The sequence below is a fragment of the Ekhidna sp. genome (genome assembly GCF_040220215.1).
In the GTDB taxonomy this organism is placed as follows: Bacteria; Bacteroidota; Bacteroidia; order Cytophagales; family Cyclobacteriaceae; genus Ekhidna.
Genome location: NZ_JAVJTR010000025.1, coordinates 234,308 through 259,202, shown reverse-complemented (window position 1 = coordinate 259,202; position 24,895 = coordinate 234,308). Strand labels below are relative to the sequence as shown.

The window sequence follows — 24,895 nt, the reverse complement described above, 5'->3', positions numbered from 1 at the left end:
AGCAACCGAAGTTGTTCCATTTAAAGGGAAAACAATTAATTTGGAATATTACAAAGCAATTACCTCACAATTATGAGCGCAGATATTTTTAACATCGCACCTTCTTTTTATGGAATCACAATGGTTCCTAAAGATTCCTGGAGACAATATGGTTATGCTCTTTTGACCATTGCTGGTTCTGACGGGGATGTGTCAGACCCTGAGTTGGAATGGCTTACAATCGAGTGTGCTCAAGCAGTGGGAGTAGATGAAGAAATCATAGCCGACTGGGAAGAATATGATTTTGAAGAAGGGGAATTGGAAGAAATATTTTATGAATTCAACTCTAAATCTTTCGCTAATTTCAGCAAGCTATTGATTTATGATGCCATTAGAATGTCTAGCGCGGATGGAGACTATGCACAAGATGAGCGTGAGCAGGTACATCATGCGGCACAAATTCTAAAAGTACCGATGGATACGGTTATGGCCATTGAAGCACTTGTTGATTTAGAGCATGCGGCCAATAAACTCCGCATGACCATTCTTTAACCATATATTTTATTCAGCACATTCGCTAACCGAATGCCCGCTTGAAGCAAGCGTTGATTCAATAAGTCAATGTTTTCGTAATCGTAGCGATAGCTAAGTTTCTTGCTGTCCGGCATGGTTTCATAGCATTGCCTTCTCAGATCTTTGGATTCATTGGCCCAATCAAGAACATTTAAAGATGACCATGAGGCAAGCTGTTCTTCTGTAGCATGATCAATCCATTCTACATATTCAGTGTAACTGTATTTCTGGCCATCAATCATGCCGCTATCCCAAACCCGGTGCAGGTTAGAGTCTTCCCAGAAGTAATCCAACTTCACATCATTGCCCCCTTTGTCCTCCCCGTTTCCCACATGCAATGGTTGATGAATATCTCCAATCAAGTGAACTAAACATTTCAATGCAAAGGCTTCATCTTCATCAGTAAATGATTTTGTTTCCAATTCCTTCATCATCCGCTGAATAGTTATAATCACATCCCCTTCATCAGGAGTCCCGGCTTCTTCATAAGTCTTACCGTCAGGGATGGTCGCATAGTGCCAAGGGGACATATGTACGTAAGTCTCATCGGATTTTATGAAGTCCATATAATTGCTAATCTCAGCAAGTGTTTCTGTGCCTAGTACATTTTCAATGTTTTTTCGGGCCTTTTTGGTTAAGTGTCGTTCAGCAATAAGACCTACAATTCTATGGCCAGTTGCTCCCCATCCAAAAGATTGAAGTACAAATAGCAAAGCCAAAGAAGAAATTAAAACTCTTTTCATACCTTAAATGTAAACTGAAGTAAAGTTTGATAGGATGCAAACAAGTTATGAAAGTATTAAAAAAGAGAAGGCGTGACCGAAGAATCGGTACACGCCTAATCACCAACCTAACCTAAAAGAAAGTTTTTAATAAACGTATGATGTTTATTTTATTATGAAATTCTTAGTCTTAAGAACCCGTAATACGCACAAAATGTTGCAATGTGATCTTGAAATAGTTCATTTTTTAGACAAACAAGGCTTTAGGTTCTACTAACAGCTACTCTGGAATATGGTAAAACCATTCCTTCATTAATGATGTAGTATAAAGGTTACTTTTGCCATCTAAATTTTGAAATAGCGGGTTTGAACACGAAAGACTTATTACAAAAATATCAGGAAAGCACAAATGTCCAGGCGATTGCTGAATCGATTGAAAAAAAGCAACAGCTTCGGTTAAAGGGAATTGCTGGAAGTTATGATGCATTATTAGTTGCTTCAACTTTCAAGGCTCTAGGTGGTATTCACCTGATAGTTCTTCATGATTTTGAAGAAGCTTCTTATTTTCAAAATGATCTTGCCAATTTTTTAACTGATGAGTTCATCCCCTTCCCTTCTTCATACAGGAAACCTTATCATTTTGAAGAAATTGAAAATGCCAATATTCTTCAGAGAGCTGAGGTATTAAATGATCTGAATGATCAGGACAACCTCATAATAGTCACCTATCCGGAAGCACTCTCTGAAAAAGTCATTAATAAACGATCGCTGGTTTCAAACACATTCACGGCCAGGCCCGGAGAGCAGTTAGATACTGAATTTCTAACAGACTTGTTGGTTACTTATGATTTCGAAAAAACAGATTTCGTTTATGAACCAGGGCAATTTTCCGTTCGTGGAGGAATAATTGACGTTTTTTCCTATGCTCATGAAAGGCCCTACAGACTCGAGCTTTTCGGTGATGAAATTGAAACTATTCGGGAGTTTGATCCGGAGAGCCAGTTATCAACTAAAGAGCTGGATCATATTTCATTGATACCGAATGTCCAAACCAAGTTGGTGAGTGAGGAACGACAGTCCTTTTTAGAGTACATCCCGGAAGAAACCACCATTTGGTTGAAAGATTACCAACAATCACTTGACATCATAGACAAATCATTTCATAAGGTCGAAGAGCAGTTTCAGATCATAAAAGAAATGAGTGGTGACTCCAAACTCATCACTTCGCCAAGCCAGCTATTCGAGACCCAGCAATCCTTTACTGATTCCCTTGAAAAATTCACAAAAATTGAGTTTGGTAAAAGGTTTTACCTGAAGCCGGATGAGGAATTGACACTTTCGACAAGACCCCAGCCATCTTTTCATAAAAATTTCTCTTTGCTGGCCGAAAACCTTCGTGGGCTTCAGCAAAACAATTATCAAAAATTTATAGCCGCAGAATCCTACAAGCAAATCGAACGACTCGAAACCATTTTTGAGGAGATTGATCCTGAGTTGAGTTTTGAAGGTGTGACCGCTTCCTTGAGAGAAGGGTTTATTGATGACCATGAGGAGCTAGCTATTTATACAGATCACCAAATATTTGATCGGTTTCATAGGTATAAGGGCAAGGAAAAGTTTACCAAAAATAAAGCCCTTACCCTCAAAGAGCTAAAAACACTTCAGCCAGGGGATTTTGTTACCCACATCGATTATGGAGTAGGCCGCTTCGCCGGACTGGATACCGTGGATGTTGGTGCCAATAAACAGGAGGCTATTCGGTTGGTTTATAGAGACGATGATTTGCTTTATGTCAGTCTACATTCCCTGCACAAGATTTCGAAATATTCCGGGAAAGAAGGTGAGCCTCCGACCATCAACAAACTGGGCTCGCCGGATTGGGAAAATAAGAAAAAGAAAATTAAGCGCAAGGTCAAAGACATAGCCAAAGACCTTATTGACCTGTATGCTAAAAGAAAAGCGGCGAGGGGATACTCCTTCCCACCAGATGATTATCTGCAAGCTGAGCTGGAATCATCTTTTATGTATCAGGACACACCAGATCAATCTTTGGCCACTGCAGACGTAAAAGCCGATATGGAACTGGAACACCCCATGGATCGGCTGGTGTGTGGCGATGTTGGGTTTGGGAAAACGGAAATTGCGATCCGTGCTGCATTCAAAGCTGTAAATTCAGGTAAGCAAGTTGCCGTTTTAGTTCCAACCACGATACTGGCAATGCAGCACCACAGAACATTTGAAGGGAGGTTAGAAAATATGCCTGTTACCATTGAGTATATCAATCGGTTTAAAACGTCCAAACAGATAACAGACATAAAGAAACGAGTGAAGGAGGGAAAGATTGATATTCTGATTGGAACGCATCGAATCGTCAATAAGGACATTGAGTTCAAGGACCTGGGGCTCATGATCATTGATGAAGAGCAAAAGTTTGGAGTGAAGGTAAAAGAACGGCTGAAAGATATGCGGGTGAACGTGGATGCCTTAACTCTTACAGCAACTCCAATTCCAAGAACGTTGCATTTTTCGTTGATGGGGGCGCGTGACTTATCCATCATTTCAACCCCGCCACCAAACAGGCGGCCGGTCACAACAGAGCTTCATGAATTTAATGAGGAAGTGATTCGCGATGCAGTTAGTCATGAAGTTAGAAGAGGCGGACAGGTTTTCATGGTTCACAATCGGGTCAGTGATATTGAACAAGTGGGAAATATGATTTTTAAACTTGTCCCGGATGCCCGAATTGGAATAGCACACGGACAAATGGAAGGACCTCAGCTTGAAAAAGTCATGCTAAAGTTTATCGAAGGAGAGTATGATGTACTTGTTTCCACAAATATTATCGAAAGTGGTTTGGATATACCTAATGCCAATACTATCATCATCAACAACGCCCACATGTTTGGTCTTTCTGATTTGCATCAAATGCGAGGAAGGGTCGGCCGGTCGAATACAAAAGCATATTGTTTTATGCTTACCCCTCCTGTATCAGTTCTAACCAGTGATGCAAGGAAGAGACTAAACACACTAGAGGAGTTTTCCGAATTGGGTGATGGATTTAAAGTAGCTATGAGGGATTTGGATATTCGTGGGGCCGGTAATTTGCTTGGGGCAGAGCAAAGTGGCTTTATTAATGACATAGGTTTTGATATGTATCACAAAATCCTGGATGAGGCTGTTCAGGAATTGAAAGAAGGCGAATACAAACAACTCTTTGAATCAGATTTGCTAAAGAACAAGAATGCCCTTGATAAAATGGTTGAAGACTGCAATATAGAAACTGACTTTGAAGCTTTAATTCCTGAAAGCTATGTGAGCAACATTTCTGAAAGGCTGGGACTATACACCCAATTAGATGATTTAAAGTCAGAAGAAGAGCTTTCCGATTTTATTAAAATGATCAAAGATCGCTTTGGACCCATTCCAAGCGGTGTAAGCAACTTAACAGAAACGGTCAGGCTAAGATGGAAAGCCATGCAGATTGGTTTTGAAAAAGTGACCATAAAAAATGAAAAGATGAGGTGTTATTTGTCTGATAAAAAACCGCAGGAATACTTCCAATCATCAAGATTTGGTAATGTGCTGGGCTTTATAAAGTCAAACCCACGTGACAGTAAAATGAAAGAGGTCAAGAACAAGTTGCTGATCTCGGTTGAAAATGTTGCTTCTATTGAGCAAGCAAGGGCGGTGATTGATCAAATGCATACTCCTCATGCTATCGTCTAACCTATTTTCTATGAATAAGACAATAAAACAGGTTAGATTGGCATTAGAACTATAGGTTTAATCTAAAATCCATGGACTTACGATGGCTTTTTTGAAATATTTGTGTTTATTAGTACGTTGAAACGTTTCAAGACAAATTCAAACGGTGTTATGAAAAATTATGTGAGAGCAGTAAAGAGCTTTGGTTACACAGCCCTTGCTGCAACTTTTTTTAGTGCTTGTAACCTCATTGGAGGTGGTGGGGGAGCTCCTTCCGCTGAAAGACCCGGATATGCTAGTTCGGCCACCGGACTAGAATTCAATGAAGAGGGTGGCTTTCAAGTAAATGAATTTAAGGGGCAACCAGACGGGCCAAACCTCATTTTTATTGAGGGTGGAAGGACAGTGCTTGGTTCATTTGAAGAAGATGTGCTTTATACACATGATAACCTGGAACGAGCGGTGACTGTTGCTTCGTTCTATATGGATGAAACAGAAGTTGCCAACATCCACTGGTTAGAGTATGAATATTACATCAAACAAGACTCAGATGAGTATTATTGGAAAAACAACCTTCCTGATACTACGGTTTGGGCTAAAGATCTTGCTTACAACGATCCATATGTAAATAGTTACTATCGTTACCCGGGCTTCAGGTATTTCCCTGTTGTTGGCGTAAACTGGAGACAGGCTGTAAACTATTGCAAGTGGAGAACCACTGTGGTAAACCTAAAACTAGCAGAGGATGCTGGTTATCTTGATCCGGTTGCTGCAGGTGACGATGCTTTTGCTGGAGCTGAAGGCGGTGATTTAGGTGCATCTGCCGGAACGGTTCCAGGAATTAGTTCAGGTGTTGTACTTCCAGGCTATAGACTTCCAACGGAAGCTGAATGGGAATATGCAGCTCAAGCACTTATTGGAACTCAATGGCTCGATGAAAACCAAACTCACAAAAGACTTTATCCTTGGGATGGTCATGCGTTAAGGAATCCATACGGAAAAAGCATGGGTTACTTCCTGGCCAACTTCAAAAGAGGAAATGGTGACTATGCCGGTATCGCAGGTAAGTTGAATGATGGCGCTATGATAACTACGTATATCTACGATTACCCTCCAAATGATTTTGGACTTTACAACATGGCTGGAAACGTGAATGAGTGGGTGCAGGATGTGTACAGACCTCTTTCCTTCCAGGAAATGAATGATTTGAACCCGGCACGTAGAGACGCGGTATTGGATGAAGAAACCGGTTACGATGCTGACTACTCTTTCATTGGTCGTGAAGGTGCATATGAAGAAGCAGATTGGGTGGCAACATCAGGACTTCAGAAGTCATTTGATGCTGAAAATCCACCAATGAAGAGATTAAGGGTTTATAAAGGTGGATCTTGGGCAGATGTAGCTTACTGGCTATCTCCGGGAACAAGAAGATACCTATTTGAAGATTCTGCAACTTCAACTATTGGATTCAGATGTGCGATGATTCGCGCAGGATCTAATTTCTAAATTTAAATCTCACAGATTTTTCAAGTGGCTGTCCAATTTGGGCAGCCTTTTTTATTTCCCTCTCGCGATAGATGCTATATGAATCTCCTTAACATCAGCTTCTACAAGTCGCTGACAAAACATGCCTATCGTAGCTCCGGTAGTTATTACATCATCTACCACCAAAACAGATTTACCGGATAGTAAAGTTTGTGCCTCAGAATATACATTTCTCATATTCTGCCAGCGCTCAACTTTAGCTTTTCTGGTTTGACTATTTGTAGCTACTACTCTTTGGATTAAATGAGGATTGACTTCCACATCAAGCTCGCTTGAAATGCCATATGAAATCTGCTCACTTTGATTGAATGTACGCCTTCTCAGTTTTGATTTGTGTAGCGGAATTGGTGCTATTAAATCCACTTTAATATCCTCCAGATAGGGAGCAAACAACAAACCTAGTAAAACAGCTAACTCTTTTTTGCCTTTATATTTAACCTCGTGCAATAGTTTTTGTGTAATTCCTCCCTTAATAAAGTAAAGAAATGAGGTTGCTGACATTACTTTGGATTCAAATGCAAATTTTGTGAAGAGATCATTATCTGTGTTCTTATGATCATTGGTTAACGGCAAGTCAATCTTACATGCTGTGCAAATGAATTTCTCTTCAGAAATTAACGATTGCTGACAGTTTATGCAGTTTTGAGGGAAAATGAGTGAAACAAAATCTCTAATCATGAAAGGAAAAATAATGATAAATAATGGTTTATAAAAAAGACCTTGATTTACAAAAGGAATGGGTAGCGCTTCTTTACAAAATAAAAGAAGTGACAGGAAAAAGACCTGCCGACCTTAATGCTGTGTTGTTTCTGGTCGGTGTTCAGGAGCTAGGTAAGGGAAACAAGCTTTTTTCTAAAGAAGAGAAACAAGACATTTTGCACATAGCAATTTGTAAAGTACTCTCGCTTGCAGGCTATTATGAACTGGAAGGTCACGATGAAGATGGCTGGCCTCATTGGAAACTGGTGAAAAAACTTCCTCGTTTCGACCTGCTGGAACAGGAAAAGTTGCTAAAAATTCAAATTTTAGAATATTTCAAAGAAGAAATTGGTTGGTAACATGCACCTTTGATTCGTATTGTCCGTTTACAATCGAACGATGACTGGTTTAGAAAATATAAAAAGCAAGCTCGAATCTTTTAAGAAAAGATATTACATCCGGCAGGTGATCATAGGAACTTTTGGTTTTCTAATCATTAACTCGACACTTTTCCTCCTTATTAGTAGCCTCGAAAACCAATTTTGGTTGGGAGTTACCGGTAGAACAATCCTATTCTTTTTGCTTTTGTTTTCAATTACCTTTTCCGGTTATTTATTGATCGGTGCACCGTTGCTTCGATTAACAAAAGTGAAAAAAGGTATCAGTGATGTGCAAGCAGCCAACGAAATCTCAAAGCATTTTCCGGAGATTGAAGACAAGTTGCTCAATACGTTGCAACTAGCAAATCATTCAAACAATGAACTTCTGGCGGCAGCAATTGATAAAAAATCTGCTGCTTTTAGCAAGCTGACCTTTATTCAGGCAGTTGACTTCTCGCCAGTTAAGAAATATGCACTGTTTCTTTTCATAATTGTGTCAACTTTTGCGCTGGTTTCGTTTATTAATCCTTCCATTATTATGGAGAGTCCTGCAAGAATCGTCAATTTTCAAAAGCAATTTCAACCAAAGGCTCCTTTTGATTTTTTAATTCTAAACGAGGAGTTAACTGCTTATCGGGGAGAGGATTTTACGCTAGCTATTGAACTCTCAGGCGATCAAATCCCGGAATCTGCCAAAATCCAAATTGATGGACAGTCCAATCGGGTTTTGAACAAGTCAGATGGAACTTTCTCTTATGGATTCTCTAAAATTCAGCAAGACAAGGTGTTCCAAATTGAAGCTGCTGGTTTTAGATCTCAAATGTTTAAAATTTCAGTTGTAGACCGACCAGACCTGGTTTCAATGCTTATACAAGTAACTGAACCTGCATATACAGGAGGGCAAAGACGAACCATTGAGAATACCGGAGATCTGACTTTGCTAGAAGGATCATCAGTTTTGTGGGAAATAAATTCACTTGCTACTGATAGTGCTCTTGTAACCATTAATGACAAAAAAGCGCATGTTTCTCAATTAGACGAAAATAGCTTCATGATTGAGCAAAGAATTTTTGAAAAAGGTGGTTATAATATTGAGTTGTTCAATGAGTTCGGCAAAAACAAATCCGAATTAAGCTATTCCATTGATGTAATCAAAGATGAGTATCCCGAAATAGTAGCAGAGTACTTTCCAGACTCTGTTACCTATCAATCATTGGCGTTTGCAGGCTCAATCTCAGACGATTACGGTTTCAGCGATCTCAGAATTAATTTTAGAAAGGCAAATGAAAGTTCATTTGACAAAATACCCATTGAAATAAGCAAGCAAACTAACCGCCAAAGCTACTTTGCAAGTTGGAACCTGGATAGTCTAAATCTGAAAGCCGGAGAATCCGTCGAGGTATACTTAAGCGTTTTAGACAATGATGGAGTAAATGGCCCTAAAGAAACCAAAGCACGAACGTTTATATTAAAAGCCCCGAGCCAGGATGAAATAAGCTTACTTATTGCCGAAAAGCAGGATAATGTAGAAAGCCAATTAGGGGCGACAGAAAAAAGAGCAGAAGAAATTGCAGAACGATTGGAAGAAGTAGAAGAGCGTTTAAAGTCAGAGCAAAAATTTGACTGGCAGGAGAAAAAACTATTAGACGATGTAATTAAAGATCGAGAAAAACTATCTGAACAACTGGAAAAACTAAAAAAGCAACATGAAGAGCTCTTGAAGTCTTCCAAAAGTTTTCAGCAGCAAAGCCAGCGGCTCCAGGAAAAAAACCAGAAACTGCAGGAGTTGCTGGATCAGCTAATGGATGAAGAAACCAAAAAGCTTTACGAGAAACTAAAAGAACTTATGAAGGAAAATGCTCCTTCCGATCAGATCAGCCAACAAGTCAATGACCTAAAGAAAAATGAACAAAACCTGGAAAGAGACCTGGAGCGTGCACTTGAACTTTTCAAACGCTTAAAAATGGAAAGTGCATTGGAAGAAAACCTTCAAAAGCTAGACACTTTAAGCCAAAAACAGGAAAATGCTTCCGAGTCTCCTACAGATAAAGAAACGCAGAAATCAATAAATAAAGAGTTTGATGATTTTAGGGAGAAGATGGACGAAGTTCAAAAACTAAATCAAGAGTTGAAACGACCAGAGGCGATGGAGGATTTTGAACTTGAGGAGCGTCAGATCGCTAAAGAACTGCGTGAAATAATGGAGCAGATGGAGAACAAGGATAGTGAAAACGGAAATGAGGATCAGAATAGTAGTTCTGAAAACAACTCAGAAAGTGAAAATCAGGAGTCTGATCAGCAAAGTCCATCCAACCAGAGCTCTCAAAAACAAAACTCCTCTCAGCAGCAAACCAAGCAAAAACAAAAGAACGCTGCTCAGAAAATGAAAAGCTTAAGCAAAAAGCTTTCAAACATGCAGGGTGGTATGCAAATGGAAATGATGCAGGCCAACCTGGATCAACTACGTGACATTCTGGACAATCTGGTGAAGCTCTCATTCAATCAGGAAGAAATAATGCTCGAAATGAGGGAGGTCAACCAATCCGATCCAAGGTTTTTAGAACTTTCTCAAAATCAGCTAAAACTAAAAGACGATGCAAAGGTGATTCAGGACAGCTTGCTTTCACTTGCATCGAAGGTTGTTCAGATTTCATCTTATGTCACCAGAGAGGTTGAATCCATTAATGAAAACATCGACGAATCCATCGAGTTTCTAAAAGATCGAAATAGGGGGCGTGCCCTTTCAAGCCAGCAATTTGCCATGACATCCATCAATAACCTTGCGCTTTTACTAGATGACACGATGCAGCAAATGCAAATGGCCATGTCTGAAGCGATGGGTAACTCTAGCTCCGGGGACAAAAAGCAGCCTCAAGGAATGCCCAATCTTCAAGAGATGCAAAATCAGCTGGGAGAAAAAATCAATGAACTCAAAGGATCAGGCAAGTCGGGCCGTGAACTCTCTGAAGAATTAGCACGTTTGGCAGCCGAACAGGAAATGATTCGGAGGCAAATGGAAATGCTGAAAGAGGCTGAGGATGGTCGACCGGGTGGTGGAAATGGATCTGATGATCTTGGAAGAGCGATAGATATGATGGAACAAAATGAGGTAGATCTAGTTAATAAACGATTAACTCAACAGCTCATCAACCGTCAAAAGCAGATCATGACCAGGATGTTAGAAGCAGAAAAAGCCCAAAGAGATCAGGAAATGGATGAGGAAAGAGAAGCGGAAAAAGCCCGTGTTATCACCCGGGAAATCCCTCCTGGTTTTGAAAAATATCTCGAATTGAAAAAGAAAGAGCTTGAATTATTAAAAACTATTCCTTTAGAGTTAAATCCATTTTATAAAAAAGAAGTAAACGACTATTTTAGACGCTTAAGTTCAGATGACAAGAATGATTGATAACATTCAAATACAAATACCTTCCCTTCCTGAAAATATCAGGATAGTAGAAAGTTTCATTGATAATGCCAAAGATCAGTATCAATTGAACGACGATATCTATGGCAACATCATGATAGCCGTAACAGAATCTGTTAACAATGCGATCGTTCATGGAAATAAATCAGACAGCAAGAAAAACGTTCACCTGCAATTGGCATTGGAGCAGTCATTAATAAAGTTCATCATTGAAGACGAGGGGAGTGGGTTTGACTATCACGATCTTCCAGATCCTACACTTCCAGAAAACCTGAGCAAGCCAGGTGGAAGAGGAATTTTCCTTATGAAAAACTTATGTGATGAAGTTTCATTTAAAAATGATGGCAGAATTGCTGAGCTAAGTTTCTACCTATCATAAATGAATATTAGCTTTTTCAATGAGGATATAGATTTCCAACTCGATCACTCTCAGAAAATAGCCCATTGGGTTTCTTCCATTATCACTACTCATCAGAGAAAGCTTTCAGAAATCAACTACATCTTTTGTTCTGATAACTACCTTTTGGAGGTAAACAAAGAACACCTTAATCACGATTACTTCACGGATATCATCACTTTTGACAACTCTGAAACCGGGGATGAAATAGAGGCAGACGTTTTTATAAGCATTGATCGTGTCAGAGAGAATGCTCAACTTCAAAGGACCTCATTTCAAAATGAACTGAACCGTGTAATGATTCACGGTGTTCTGCATCTTTTAGGTTTCGGGGACAAGTCTGAAGCAGAGCAAAAGGTGATGAGAGAAAAAGAAGATGCCTGCTTATCTTTGCTGAAAAATTAAGGTTCCACGTGAAACATTCAGGTGTGGGGCTAGTTTAGGTTCCACGTGAAACATAAATTATATGCTTCAAGAGTACGATATCATTGTTGTAGGTGCCGGGCATGCCGGATGTGAGGCTGCAGCTGCTGCGGCGAACATGGGTTCTAAAGTTCTATTGGTTACAATGAACATGAACACCATTGCTCATATGTCATGCAACCCGGCCATGGGAGGAATTGCCAAAGGGCAAATTATTAGGGAGATAGATGCGCTCGGTGGATACTCCGGGGTTGTCACTGACAAATCCATGATCCAGTTTAGAATGCTCAATCGCTCTAAAGGCCCGGCCATGTGGAGTCCGAGGGCACAATCTGACAGAATGAGATTTGCTGAAGAATGGCGCCTATCCTTAGAAAGAATCCATAATCTTGATTTCTGGCAAGAAATGGTGAACGGACTTCTTGTCCAAGACGGAAGAGTAGTTGGGGTTAAGACCGGCATAGGTTTAGAAATAAGATCTAAAGCTGTAGTGCTTACCAACGGGACATTCCTCAACGGACTTATTCATATTGGAGAAAAACAATTTGGAGGAGGCAGATCCGGAGAAAGAGCTGCTACAGGAATAACAGAACAACTGGTTGGTTTAGGCTTTGAAGCAGGACGAATGAAAACCGGAACTCCTCCTCGTGTGGACGGCAGGTCATTAGACTACTCTAAAATGGAGGAACAAGAGGGGGATGAAATGCCAGGAAAGTTTTCATACCTGGAGTCTTCAAGGCCTTTGTCTCAACAAAGAAGTTGCCATATCACCTACACCAACCCGGAAGTTCACGAAATTCTCCAAACAGGTTTTGAGCAGTCCCCAATGTTCACCGGTCGAATTAAAGGATTAGGTCCTAGATACTGTCCATCCATTGAAGATAAAATAAACCGATTTGCAGAGCGGGACAGACATCAAATATTTGTAGAACCTGAAGGGTGGAATACGGTAGAAATCTATGTGAATGGATTCTCAACATCTCTTCCTGAGCATGTGCAGCTCAAAGCACTACAAAAAGTACCTGGATTTGAAGCGGTGAAAATGTTCCGTCCAGGATATGCGATCGAATATGACTTCTTCCCTCCAACACAATTGTCAATTACACTTGAGACCAACCTGATTGAAAATCTCTATTTCGCAGGACAAATCAATGGTACTACAGGATATGAAGAAGCCGCATGCCAGGGAATGATAGCGGGTATAAATGCTCATTTGAAAATCAATGAGAACAATCCTTTTATCCTTAAGAGAAATGAAGCCTATATTGGTGTTCTTATTGACGATCTCATCAACAAGGGTACCGACGAGCCTTATCGAATGTTTACGTCAAGAGCTGAGTTTCGGCTTTTGCTTCGACAGGATAATGCAGATATCAGGTTAACGAAAAGAAGTCATGATATCGGTCTGGCTACAGATGAACGACTAGAACAGGTTCAGGAAAAGGAAAAACAAACAAATGCCCTCAAACAGCTATTGGATTCAACAAAATTCAAACCGGCTGAGGTTGAGGAAACACTTGCTTCTTTATCCTCTGCTCCAATTAAGGATACATCCAATTTATCTACCATCTTAAAAAGACCGGAAATTTCAATTTATGATTTCAAGATCTTTTCAGGCGAAATTGAAAAAGAGCTGAATAAATACACTCCCGAGATTATTGAGCAAGCTGAGATTCAAGTCAAATATCAAACTTACATTGAGCGGGAACAGCAAAATTCTGAAAAGATGAATAATCTTGAGAATCTGAAAATTCATAAAACTTTCGACTACAACAAACTACCATCACTATCCGCCGAAGCGAAAGAGAAACTTCTCAAAATAAAGCCCGAAACATTGGGACAGGCTTCTCGCATAAGCGGTGTTTCTCCGTCAGATGTATCAGTTTTAATGGTTTACCTCGGAAGATAATGTACGAAAGGCTTGAGTATTGTCCTGTTTGCAAAAGCACGCAATTCGACAATTATATGATTTGTGCTGACGATTCTGTTTCCGGAGAAAGTTTTGCACTTGTAAAATGTCCATCTTGTTCATTACTTTTCACCAACCCAAGGCCTAAGGAAGATCAGCTATCTAATTACTATAAAAGTGATGAATATATCTCCCACACCGATAAGGGGAATTCGTTCATTAATATTATTTATAAGCTAGTTAGAAACCATACCCTAAAACAGAAAGTCAAGCTAATTCAACAGTTGAATAAGAAAACCGGGACATTGCTTGACTATGGATGTGGTACTGGAGATTTTATAAAAGAAGCTCGAGAAAATAATTGGCAAGCTTTTGGTTATGAACCTGACGAGAGCGCAAGATCGATAGCATCACGAAAAAACCCCGAGAGTCTGATAAGTTCGATAAAAGGTGGAAGTGAAGTATATGATGTGATTACCGCCTGGCATGTGATCGAGCATGTTGCTGACTTGAAGGAAACCATGAAAAGTCTTAAGAAAAAATTAAAAGATAAGGGTCATCTTATTGTGGCTGTTCCAAATCATCAATCATACGACGCACAATATTATAAAAACAATTGGGCAGCATTTGATGTCCCCCGCCATCTCTATCACTTTGATCGAACAAGTATGAAGGTCTTAGCCTCCGAACTTAAAATGACATTGACAAAAACTCTTCCAATGAAATTCGATTCATATTACGTATCTATGCTTAGTGAGAAATATCGTGGGAATGGCAATCTCTTAAATGCTTTAAAGGTTGGATTCAAATCGAATTCAAAAGCTACCACGTCTAAAGAATATTCAAGCCTGATCTATATTTTTAAAAAATGAGGCGATTCCTATACCTAATTATCTTCGTTGTTCTTTTAGATCTGACATTCCAGCAATGTGCGAATCCGGGTAGACCAACAGGTGGACCAAAAGATACCATACCTCCAACATTGATCAATGCAATACCGACCTTAGGTACAACTAATTTTACTGGTGCAGAAATAGAACTTGAATTCTCCGAATACATCAATGCGGATAAGCTAAAGCAACAACTAATTATTACTCCGAAAACGGATTTAAGGTATAAGCACATAGTCAAACGCAATAAACTTATTATAAAACTAGAGAGTGATCTCCTGGACTCTACCACTTACAGCTTTAATTTCGGTGATGGCGTAACAGATATCACAGAAAAAAATCCTGTTATAAATCTATCATTAGCATTCAGTACCGGGCCGTTTATAGACAGCCTATCGATAGAGGGAGAAGTAGAAGAATTGCTAACCAAAGAAGCCGGAAAAGGATATGTCGTTTCCTTGTATCCATACACTGACTCATTGGACTATTTCACCGACAGCCCGATATACTTTACAACAGCAAATGATTCAGGAAAATACAGTTTGAATTATATTAAAAGCGGCAAGTACAAAATATTAGCTTTTGATGACGACAATGGCAACTTTCTTTTAGATCCTGAAACCGAATCTCATGGCTTTCTGGAATCAATCATAGACCTGGACTCCTCATTGGTTCTCCCAACCTTAAGATGTGTTCTGCAAAACGTAAAACCTATCAAGCTAATTAATGCCAGACCAGCCGGTCCATATGTTGAGGCGAAGTACAATAAACAAATAGACAACTATCAACTAACTAATGAGATTCTGAAAAGCAACAGGGTAGGTGAAAAGAAAGAAGTTGTGCGCATATTCAAACCAGAACTGCTTGATTACAATGACAGTATTGAGACAATAATCATCGCCTCCGATAGTCTGGGTAATCAGGCCAATGACACCATTAAGTTTGTATTTCTTGAATCAAATAGAAAACCATCCGGTTTCTCTTTTACCATAGAACCAAACAATGTACCTCTCGTCAATGATCCAAACTTTACAATTGACTTCAATAAACCAATTACAAAATTTGATTCAACTAAAATTCAAATTGTAATAGACAGTACTAAAACATTTGTTCATCAAAAGACTATTCAATGGAATTACAACTTCACGAAGGCTGACATAACTATTAAGGCTAATGCAGACATACTGTTATCAGAATTAGAAAAAATATTACCAAAAGATACCATCTCGAACGACTCAACATCACAACCAATAAGTCTACAGAAAAATGTAAAAAGACTAGAAATCAAACTTATAGAAGGTGCGTTCGTATCAGCAGAAAAAGACACATCTAAAGTAAAATCTATTCCCCTTCAAGTTCCTAAAGAACAACAAACGGGAAAGCTTAAAATCAAATTAGATACAGAGCTCACCCATTTTACTCTACAGCTTATTACCAAAAGAGATAAAGTATTATATCAAATAGCCAATCAAAAAAATATCATATTCTCCTCCATAAAACCTGATACCTATAAAATCAGAATACTAATCGACTCCAATAAAGATGGTAATTGGTCATACGGAAATCTCATTCAAAATCAAGAGCCGGAAGAAGTATACCTGCATCCCGAAGAAACATCCGTTAGAGAAAACTGGGAGATTGAGCTAAGCATAACCCTATAATTCTTGTTAACAACTTCTGCATAACAGTGGATAATTTATCAACTTATCACATTAGTAAGATGAGATCATACAAACTAAAAGTACAACTCCTAACAACATCAGACTTATAGACAACTTGTATCTCAACAATCAAAAAAATTAACCAACATCCAACCATTTATCTTATCCACAACATTCTACTATACCTTTCATTCTCAATTAATTAGATGTTAATATATTGTCAATCTGAATTCATAAACAACAAGCTTATAAACAATCAACAAAACCAAAACAAATCACTAAATCTTATCCACGTATCCACAGCCCTAATAATAAGAATAGTATTTAATTAAACTTTATATAATATATATAGGTATGTATATATGTTAATGTCTCAGCAATATGATCAAACGAATACTGATAATATTTTTCCTTCCGCTCAATTTGATTATGGGTCAAAACCAGGATCAGGTCCAGCTCGCCAATGAATACTATCTGCAGGGAGATTTAGAAAAAGCGAAATTGCTTTACGAAGAGTTGATTGAAAATCCATATAATATTCAGCTGGTTGCCGGGAACTATCTTACGTTATTAAAGTCAACAGGGGAGTTTGATGTAGCTGAAAAATTTTTGCAGAAAGCAATAAGGTCCTTTCCTTCCAATTTACAATTCCAGTCAAATCTTGCAGCAGTCTACAGTGAATCCGGAGATCACAATAAACTCGATAACTATATAAAGAATCTCAGGAAGGAATCAAGATCAAATCCATTTCAGCTGAGCATCCTTGCTCAGTATATGGCAAATGAGCAGTTGTATAATGAAGCCATTCAATTTTTCAAGGATTCAAGAGACGTTAGAAATAACCCTACGGTTCACGCACTTGAATTGGCGTCAATCTATCGAATGGTTAATGACAAATCTGCAATGATCGAAGAGTATCTGAATTATGCCACTGATAGTCCAAACCGATTAAGCTACATCAAAAATTTACTTCAAAGCTTCATTCAGGAAGAAGAGGAGCTTGATGAATTGGAATCTACCCTTATCCGGAAAATGCAGGAAAATCCGGACGACACAAAGTTTGCTGAATTACTCCTTTGGGTTGAACTACAACGAAAAAATTTTTACGGTGCTTTTGTTCAGGCCAGAGCCATTGATAAAAGAAACGAAAGTCCGGGTGACAGATCAATGGATATTGGAAGAATCGCTTTGGAGAATAATGCTTATGAAGATGCTGAGGAAATTTTCGAATACATCGCTTCACAATATCCCGGATCGAGAAATTATCAATATGCCAGAAGACTCTGGATGGAAGCCAAGGAGCAAAAAATAAAAAACACCTATCCGATTAGTCAGGATGATATTGAAGAGTTAGCACGCGAATACGAAGCACTTTATACAGAACTATATCCATCACAAACAGCATTTGATGCATTACGTAGCAAAGCACTATTGCATGCCTTTTATCTGGATGAGATTGACATGGCCGCTCAGCTCTTGAATCAATTGGTTAAAAATCCAAGAGCCGGGATGCAGCTTATTTCTCAAAGCAAATTGGATCTCGGAGATATCTATTTGTTGAAAGGTGAGCCATGGGAAGCCACTCTACTTTATTCCCAGGTCGAAAAAGCATACAAAAGTCATGAGCTGGGTTATGATGCCAAATTGAGAAATGCTCGCTTACATTATTTTACCGGAAACTTCGCGTTGGCAAAAGGCCATCTGGATATTTTGAAAAAGAATACAACCCGCGAAATTTCCAATGATGCCATTTCGCTTGGTATGCTCATCACAGATAACACAGCACTTGACACCACCGATGCTGTGATGCAGGAATTTGCAGATATTGAATTGCTGATTTTCCAAAACAAAAAAGCAGAGGCAAATCAACGACTTTCCAAAATGCTGGAAGATTATATGCATCATTCAATAACGGATGAAGTGTTTTGGCTCAAGTCCAAACTCGAACTGGAAGCCGGCAACACTGAAAAGTCGATCGAGTATTTGGATAAAATTGTCGCCAGCTATTCTTACGATATTCTCGCAGATGATGCAGCCTTTAAAAAAGCCGAAATTTTGGAACGCCACATCAAAGATGTGGAGCAAGCCAAAACACTTTATCAGCAGTTTTTAATAGAGTATCCTGGAAGCATGTATGCAGCTGAGGCTCGAAAAAGATTCCGCCAACTAAGAGGAGACTTTATCAATTAACGGTAGTACTGCGGTTTGTTTTATTTTCTTCAGAACCATCATGCTCTGCACCAAACGGATGTTGTTGAGTTTGGCCAGTTTTCGATTGACGAATGCGGCATATTCATCCATATCTCTCACTAGCACTTTCAGTAAGAAATCAAATGTTCCTGCAAGGTGATAACATTCCATCACTTCAGGAAATTTCGTAATTTCAATTTCAAACTCTCTCAGGTAATCTGCTTTATGTGATTCAAGCGTCACAGACGAAAACACCTCGAACCCAAACCCGGCTTTCTTTGAATTAACGGCGGCATGGTACCCGGTTATCATGCCATTATTTTCCAGCCGACGCAAGCGTTCATAGATTGGGGTGATGCTCAATCCTAACTGAGCACTTAGCTCTTTCATTGTCAGCTTTCCATTCTGCTGAAGCAGTGAAACCAGCTTCTTATCAATATCATCCATTACTTTTCTTCATTTGTACTATCATCGCAAGAAAATTAGAAAAAAAACAAACTATTTTATTAAATATTAGATGATTTTTCCAAACCAATTTGAATATATGGACAAATCATTCACCTTTCACTAAAATTCAAAAAAGTCATGAAGAAATTGAGTCCTGAAAGTTTGATGATGTCCTATGGTTTTAAGCCGGAGCTTTCCGAAGGAGCCATAAAGCCACCCATTTTTCAAACGTCCACGTTCGTTTTCAAAAGTGCTGAACATGGAAAGGCATTTTTCGAACAGGCCTATGGCCTTCGTGAAAAATACGAGGAAGAAGAGCTGGGACTGATTTACAGCAGGCTCAACAATCCGGATCTTGAGATTCTTGAGAACAGACTTACCCTATGGGATCAGGCGGAAGATGCAGCAGTTTTTGAAAGTGGAATGGGTGCAATCACCACAGTCCTTTTACAATTTCTTGCTCCCGGAGATTTGCTTGTACATAGCAATCCGATTTATGGAGGGACTGATCATTTTGTGAAACATGTACTGCCAAAATTTGGAATTAACATTCTTGGCTTTGATCCAGACCAATCACAAGAGGAAATTGAGAAAATGATTGTCGACAGTGGTCACTCGGATCGGTTGAAGATGGTTTATGTGGAGACACCAGCAAATCCGACCAACCACCTGGTAGATTTGGAAATGTGTCGTTCCATTGCTGATAATTTTCAAAAAGAAGAAAAAGTTTTGGTTGCGGTGGACAACACCTACATGGGACCGCTTTGGCAGCACCCGTTAAAACATGGTGCCGATTTAGTGCTTTATTCGGCAACAAAATATATCGGCGGACATAGTGATGTAATTGCCGGAGCTTGCCTTGGAAGTAAAGAACTGATCAAAGAAGTGAAAGGCATGCGGACATTTCTGGGTAACATGGCCGGACCATGGACCGGTTGGTTATTGCTTAGAAGTTTGGAAACGCTAAAAGTGCGAATGGAGCAGCAGGCAAGAAATGCAGCACTTGTTTATGAAGCCATCAAAGAGCATCCGAAAGTACAAACCATTCACTACCTGGGAGCATTGAAGCCGGGAACACCACAGCATAAAATTTTCGAAAAACAATACAAATCAGCGGGAGCGATGCTTTCCATCATTTTGGAAGGCGGAGAAAAAGAATCGTTCAAATTTTTGAACAATTTGAAATTGATCAAACTTGCTGTGAGTCTTGGAAGTACTGAATCACTTGCACAGCATCCGGCCTCTATGACTCACGCCGGAGTAGATCCGGAGGATCGCAAAAAGTATGGAATTTCTGATAACCTGGTGAGACTTTCAGTAGGCGTTGAAAACGCAGATGATTTGATCTGGGATATTGAGCAAGCGTTAGAGTCTTAACCAGTATTTCGAACAAACAAAGACAGCCCTCATAAGACTTGTTCCATTAATCGAAAGTATTTTCGAAGAATCTAAGATGGCTGTATCTTCATATTCGAATGAAGCTACTTTTCTCAAGTTTTCTTTTGTTGATTTCAGTGATAATTCATGGACAGGATGCAAAAAGTAATAATTCACATCCCTTTCAAGTATTATTTGTTGACAGTGCAACTCTAATTGGTAAAGAGGAACCAATTAAACAATATGATTTTGTTGGAAAATATGAGTTGATTCAAAATTATGGTGAGTTAGTACTAGTTCACTATTCAGGAAAAATTCATAAAACCTCTGAGCCAATACTTAGAATTCGAGAAATAAGTAAAAACTATTCAAGTAAATTCTGGAATAGCATTCAAAGACCGGAGATCTCACGAACTATAGATTCTCAACTCACCACTTTAGATTCTATTCCATTTAGGAGTAGACTGAATAGTGAAGGAGCCGTATTTATATGTGGAACGCCTCAAGTTCAAATACTTTACCCTGTGATAATAGATGCTTATGCTTCTATTCCTGCGTTTAAAGATTCAATCAATCTTGTTTGGAAATCCGAAGAGTATATTGATGAATATCTTGTGAGATTGGTCAATATTTTTGATGAGGAAATTTTCTTAGTGAAGACTACTTCTAATCAAATAGCTATCCCCAGAAATAAACTTGATTCCACTGAATTAACTCTTTTTGAAGTCAGATCTATTGATGAAGAGTTTACCTCTGGAGTTTTCGCACTTCATTTTTTAGAAATAAATAAAGATGACTCTTACAATAGACTTCTAGGAGCTCTTCAGCTACAATGGGATCAACCAGCTGTCGCAAAAGAATATTTTATTGAGTCAATTCATTTGTCGGCAAAAGATCCTCGCTTTATCAAACTCTACCATGATTTTTTGGAAAGACATCCCGAATTCAAAAATTAACCCCTCTGTTTTCTTTGTTTTGTTCTCCGTTCGCTCTGTGGTTAAGTCCTAAACCAAAATCAATCTTGGAGGAGTAGGCTCCATTAAGGAAGGATCAGGAGAAAAGTGTTTGTTTAAAAACCCATTCATATCATCAATTGTTTTGTCTGAAAGTAGTGGAATCAACTCTTCCATTACTTCACCAGAAATGAGATAAGGCGGATTGTCCATGTTCAACCGTCCACCTTTGCAGTGAGCATATATCTGGTATTCCCGACAGTCATCTATTTGAGTTTTTTTGATCATGCATGATTTGAGGTTTTCTTCGGGATGCTTGTGTTGCATTTCCAGCCTCCTTTCTATGTCCATATTTTCTTGGAAGTATCGCATCATACTACTCCACGATTCCTTCGAGATTTTTTTTCGCATGTGCTCAGCACAGTCCATGCAAATGGCATAGTCGAAAACGGTATCCTTTGCAGCATACCCCTCATAGTTTTTCACTGCTTTTTCAATGATATACTCAGTTTCATCATCCAGCAGATACTTTTCACACTCAATGCATCGCTCAAATGGGGCATTGGTTTCGAAAGAATAAAACTCTTTAGGAATATCATTTTCTCGCATACATCAAAGCTAAGGTGAAATGCATACGGAAGAAAAAATAGTATGCATGCATAACAAATTTTGCTATATTTGAACTACAGAGCATAAACCTATCGAATGAAAAGGGAAGAAACCATCGATTATAATATCAAAGGACTATGGCATAGTATCTCCCGAATGTACAATCAATTCGGTTCACAATATGATATCACAGCGTCCACAGGTTTCGTGCTACTCAACATTGATGTAGAAAAAGGAACTCCTGCAACTAAAATTGCACCACTCCTTGGAATGGAATCAAGAAGCCTTACTAGAATGCTCAAGGCAATGGAAGAAAAGGGATGGGTGTATCGGGAGAAAGACCCCACAGACGGCAGGTCTGTAAGAATATTCCTGTCAGAAATTGGTAAAGAAAAGCGAGAGCTTTCACGAAGAGCAGTTCGCGAATTCAATTCAAAAATCCGAACGCTTATTGATCAGGAACGTCTTAGCAATTTTTTTTCTGTTGTGCAGGAAATTAATGCAATTGTTGAGGACGCTTCTTTGTTCAATAAGATAGCCGAGCAAATTTCAAGTGAATTTGCTAACAAAGGCCTAGTTCAAAATCATTGAAAACAAATCGTCAATACAGAACCTAAATATATCTAATGAAACGAACCATTAAGAAAGCAGCAGTATTAGGATCCGGAATTATGGGATCAAGGATTGCCTGCCATTTTGCCAACATTGGTGTAGAGGTGATTTTACTTGATATCGTTCCCAGAGATTTGGACGAGAAAGACAAAAACAATCCTGCAGCAAGGAATAAACTGGTGAATGATGCATTGCAAACTGCAATCAAATCAAACCCATCACCACTTTACGATAAGTTAAAAGCTCGATTAATCGAGACCGGAAACTTTGATGATGATCTGAATCGAATCAAAGACGTTGATTGGATCATCGAAGTGGTGGTAGAAAACCTGGATATCAAAAAATCACTTTTCGATAAAGTAGAAAAGGAAAGAAAGCCTGGAACGCTTATTACATCAAACACATCGGGTATTCCAATTCATTTGATGCTGGAGGGCAGAAGTGAAGATTTTCAGAAGCATTTCTGTGGCACCCACTTTTTCAACCCTCCGAGATACCTGAGGTTGCTAGAGATCATACCTACACCGAAGACAGATCCTGAGATTGTAGACTTTTTCATGAAGTACGGTGATCTGTATCTGGGCAAAGAAACAGTACTATGTAAAGACACCCCAGCATTTATCGCCAATCGAATTGGTGTTTATGGCATGATGTCAACCATGCATGTAGTAGATGAGCTCGGCCTGACGGTGAATGAAGTAGATAAATTGACTGGACCGGTTATCGGTCACGCGAAATCTGCCACATTCCGAACTTCTGATGTTGTAGGACTTGATACATTGGTGAACGTTTCCAATAACCTTTATGCAGCACTTGAAAAAGACGAATCAAGAGACAAGTTCAAATTACCGCGTGTTGTTAAAAAACTTTCAGATGAAAAGTGGTTGGGCGACAAAACCGGTCAGGGCTTTTACAAGAAAGTAAAGAAGGATGGCAAGTCTGAGATTCTTGAGCTCAACCTGAAGACTTTCGAATACGAGGAAAAATCAAAAGCAAAATTCGATGTGATGGATAAAACCAAAAACATCGAAGATGTGAGAGGTAGACTTCCGATCCTGTTGAAGGATGATGGAAAAGCAGGAGACTTTTATCGAAAAACATTTTACGATCTATTCAAATATTGTTCGAATCGAATTCCTGAAATAGCTGATGAGCTTTACCGAATCGATCAGGCGGTAGCAGCTGGTTTTGCCTGGGAGCTTGGCCCATTTGAAACATGGGATACTTTAGGCGTTGCAGACACAGCGGCTAAAATGAAAGAAGCAGGCATGGAGCCGGCAAGCTGGGTTCATGAGATGCTGGATGGCGGAAACAAATCTTTCTACAAATTCGAAAACGGAAAGAAGCATTATTATGACATCCCATCTAAGTCGTACAAGGTAATTCCAGGAACGGAAGGCCTGATCTTCCTAGATGCATTTAAAGAAAACAAGGTAGTCTGGGAGAAACCGGGTGCTACCATTTATGATATTGGTGATGGTGTGCTCAATCTGGAGTTCCACACAAAAATGAATTCAGTTGATGCTGACGTGATAGAAGGTATCAACACTGCGATTACCATGGCGGAAAAAGATTATCGAGGGTTGGTGATCGGTAATGAAGGACAGAACTTCTCAGCCGGAGCGAATCTCGCAATGCTGTTCATGTATGCGGTAGATCAGGAGTTTGATGAAATTGACCTGATGGTTCGTACTTTCCAAAACACCATGACCAAAGCACGATTCTCTAGTGTGCCGGTTGTAGCGGCCACCTCTGGTCTTGTGTTGGGAGGAGGCTGTGAGCTTTCGCTTCATTGTGATGCAATTCAGGCACATGCCGAATCTTATGTTGGTTTGGTTGAAGTAGGTGTAGGTCTAATCCCCGGAGGTGGTGGAACTAAGGAGATGACGCTTCGAGCGGCAGATGACTTTACTCCAGGCGATCCGGAATTGAATACGCTTCAGGAATACTTTATGAACATTGCAACAGCAAAGGTGGCAACATCAGCGGCAGAGGCAAGAAACATGCACATCCTAAGAGGTGGTGATGAAATCACACTGAATCGAACAAGACTTCTTACAGATGCCAAAGAAAAAGTATTGGCATTAGCAGACGCTGGCTATACGCAACCAGTTGAGCGAACAAATATTAAAGTTCAGGGGCAAGCTGCTCTTGCGATGTTCCATGCCGGAATCAGCGGAATGCAGTATGGAAGCTACATTTCTGAGCATGATAAGAAGATTGGTCAAAAGTTAGCCTGGATAATGGCTGGCGGAGATCTCTCAGCTCCAACCGAAGTTTCTGAGCAATATCTACTGGATTTGGAAAGAGAAGCTTTCTTGAGCTTGTGTGGAGAGCCAAAGACTTTGGAGAGAATCCAAAGCATTTTGTTCAAGGGTAAACCTTTGAGGAACTAACATT

The 24,895-nt window shown here is 39.4% G+C and carries 19 protein-coding genes; 15 read left to right on the top strand and 4 right to left on the bottom strand.

Annotated elements, in window-relative coordinates:
• Positions 1–72: 72 nt before the first annotated feature.
• Positions 73–531: a tellurite resistance TerB family protein gene (locus RIC88_RS17565; RefSeq protein ID WP_350218875.1), complete on the top strand. Its 459-nt coding sequence runs from the start codon at positions 73–75 to the stop codon at positions 529–531.
• On the opposite strand, the gene RIC88_RS17560 is transcribed toward RIC88_RS17565, so the two are convergent.
• Positions 528–1,295: a S1/P1 nuclease gene (locus RIC88_RS17560; RefSeq protein ID WP_350218874.1), complete on the bottom strand. Its 768-nt coding sequence runs from the start codon at positions 1,293–1,295 to the stop codon at positions 528–530. The two genes, RIC88_RS17565 and RIC88_RS17560, sit on opposite strands and share 4 nt — an antisense overlap.
• Before the next feature lie 345 nt (positions 1,296–1,640).
• Between RIC88_RS17560 and mfd the strand changes: the two genes are divergently transcribed.
• Positions 1,641–5,000, top strand: a complete 3,360-nt coding sequence (mfd, locus tag RIC88_RS17555) for a transcription-repair coupling factor (RefSeq protein ID WP_350218873.1) — start codon at positions 1,641–1,643, stop codon at positions 4,998–5,000.
• A 150-nt stretch (positions 5,001–5,150) separates the two neighbouring features.
• On the top strand, positions 5,151–6,485 hold the full coding sequence (gene gldJ / locus RIC88_RS17550; RefSeq protein WP_350218872.1) for a gliding motility lipoprotein GldJ: 1,335 nt from the start codon (positions 5,151–5,153) through the stop codon (positions 6,483–6,485).
• A 51-nt stretch (positions 6,486–6,536) separates the two neighbouring features.
• Here gldJ and RIC88_RS17545 read toward each other — a convergent pair whose 3' ends face one another.
• Positions 6,537–7,202 carry a ComF family protein gene (locus RIC88_RS17545; RefSeq protein ID WP_350218871.1) on the bottom strand — a complete coding sequence of 222 codons (666 nt, stop codon included), beginning with the start codon at positions 7,200–7,202 and terminating at the stop codon, positions 6,537–6,539.
• 23 nt (positions 7,203–7,225) lie between these two features.
• Between RIC88_RS17545 and RIC88_RS17540 the strand changes: the two genes are divergently transcribed.
• From RIC88_RS17540 to RIC88_RS17505, 8 genes are all read left to right on the top strand, one after another.
• Positions 7,226–7,582: a hypothetical protein gene (locus RIC88_RS17540; RefSeq protein WP_350218870.1), complete on the top strand. Its 357-nt coding sequence runs from the start codon at positions 7,226–7,228 to the stop codon at positions 7,580–7,582.
• A gap of 40 nt (positions 7,583–7,622) precedes the next feature.
• Complete coding sequence (locus tag RIC88_RS17535; RefSeq protein ID WP_350218869.1) at positions 7,623–11,009, top strand: DUF4175 family protein; 3,387 nt, start codon at positions 7,623–7,625, stop codon at positions 11,007–11,009.
• Positions 11,005–11,406 (top strand): ATP-binding protein, encoded by a 402-nt coding sequence (locus RIC88_RS17530; protein ID WP_350219163.1) that lies wholly within the window; start codon positions 11,005–11,007, stop codon positions 11,404–11,406. The genes RIC88_RS17535 and RIC88_RS17530 overlap by 5 nt, the downstream gene beginning before the upstream one ends.
• Positions 11,407–11,829: an rRNA maturation RNase YbeY gene (gene ybeY / locus RIC88_RS17525; RefSeq protein ID WP_350218868.1), complete on the top strand. Its 423-nt coding sequence runs from the start codon at positions 11,407–11,409 to the stop codon at positions 11,827–11,829.
• 61 nt (positions 11,830–11,890) lie between these two features.
• Positions 11,891–13,756 (top strand): tRNA uridine-5-carboxymethylaminomethyl(34) synthesis enzyme MnmG, encoded by a 1,866-nt coding sequence (gene mnmG, locus RIC88_RS17520; protein ID WP_350218867.1) that lies wholly within the window; start codon positions 11,891–11,893, stop codon positions 13,754–13,756.
• A complete protein-coding gene (locus tag RIC88_RS17515; protein ID WP_350218866.1) occupies positions 13,756–14,628 on the top strand; it encodes a class I SAM-dependent methyltransferase in 873 nt (290 codons plus the stop codon). The genes mnmG and RIC88_RS17515 overlap by 1 nt, the downstream gene beginning before the upstream one ends.
• Entirely contained in the window at positions 14,625–16,307 is a 1,683-nt protein-coding gene (locus RIC88_RS17510) for an Ig-like domain-containing domain (RefSeq protein WP_350218865.1), read from the top strand. The genes RIC88_RS17515 and RIC88_RS17510 overlap by 4 nt, the downstream gene beginning before the upstream one ends.
• Before the next feature lie 381 nt (positions 16,308–16,688).
• Positions 16,689–18,497, top strand: coding sequence for a tetratricopeptide repeat protein (locus tag RIC88_RS17505; protein ID WP_350218864.1), 1,809 nt, complete (start codon positions 16,689–16,691; stop codon positions 18,495–18,497).
• On the opposite strand, the gene RIC88_RS17500 is transcribed toward RIC88_RS17505, so the two are convergent.
• Positions 18,474–18,944 (bottom strand): Lrp/AsnC family transcriptional regulator, encoded by a 471-nt coding sequence (locus RIC88_RS17500; RefSeq protein ID WP_350218863.1) that lies wholly within the window; start codon positions 18,942–18,944, stop codon positions 18,474–18,476. The two genes, RIC88_RS17505 and RIC88_RS17500, sit on opposite strands and share 24 nt — an antisense overlap.
• A gap of 138 nt (positions 18,945–19,082) precedes the next feature.
• On the opposite strand from RIC88_RS17500, the gene RIC88_RS17495 reads away from it, so the two are divergent.
• Together RIC88_RS17495 and RIC88_RS17490 are read left to right on the top strand one after the other, a co-directional pair.
• Positions 19,083–20,321, top strand: coding sequence for a cystathionine gamma-synthase family protein (locus tag RIC88_RS17495; RefSeq protein WP_350218862.1), 1,239 nt, complete (start codon positions 19,083–19,085; stop codon positions 20,319–20,321).
• Between the two features lie 98 nt (positions 20,322–20,419).
• Complete coding sequence (locus RIC88_RS17490) at positions 20,420–21,277, top strand: hypothetical protein (protein WP_350218861.1); 858 nt, start codon at positions 20,420–20,422, stop codon at positions 21,275–21,277.
• Between the two features lie 48 nt (positions 21,278–21,325).
• Here the strand turns inward: RIC88_RS17490 and RIC88_RS17485 are convergent, their stop codons facing one another.
• Complete coding sequence (locus RIC88_RS17485) at positions 21,326–21,883, bottom strand: hypothetical protein (protein WP_350218860.1); 558 nt, start codon at positions 21,881–21,883, stop codon at positions 21,326–21,328.
• A gap of 96 nt (positions 21,884–21,979) precedes the next feature.
• On the opposite strand from RIC88_RS17485, the gene RIC88_RS17480 reads away from it, so the two are divergent.
• Complete coding sequence (locus RIC88_RS17480; protein WP_350218859.1) at positions 21,980–22,474, top strand: MarR family winged helix-turn-helix transcriptional regulator; 495 nt, start codon at positions 21,980–21,982, stop codon at positions 22,472–22,474.
• Positions 22,475–22,509: 35 nt separating this feature from the next.
• Complete coding sequence (locus RIC88_RS17475; RefSeq protein WP_350218858.1) at positions 22,510–24,891, top strand: 3-hydroxyacyl-CoA dehydrogenase/enoyl-CoA hydratase family protein; 2,382 nt, start codon at positions 22,510–22,512, stop codon at positions 24,889–24,891.
• Positions 24,892–24,895: the final 4 nt, after the last annotated feature.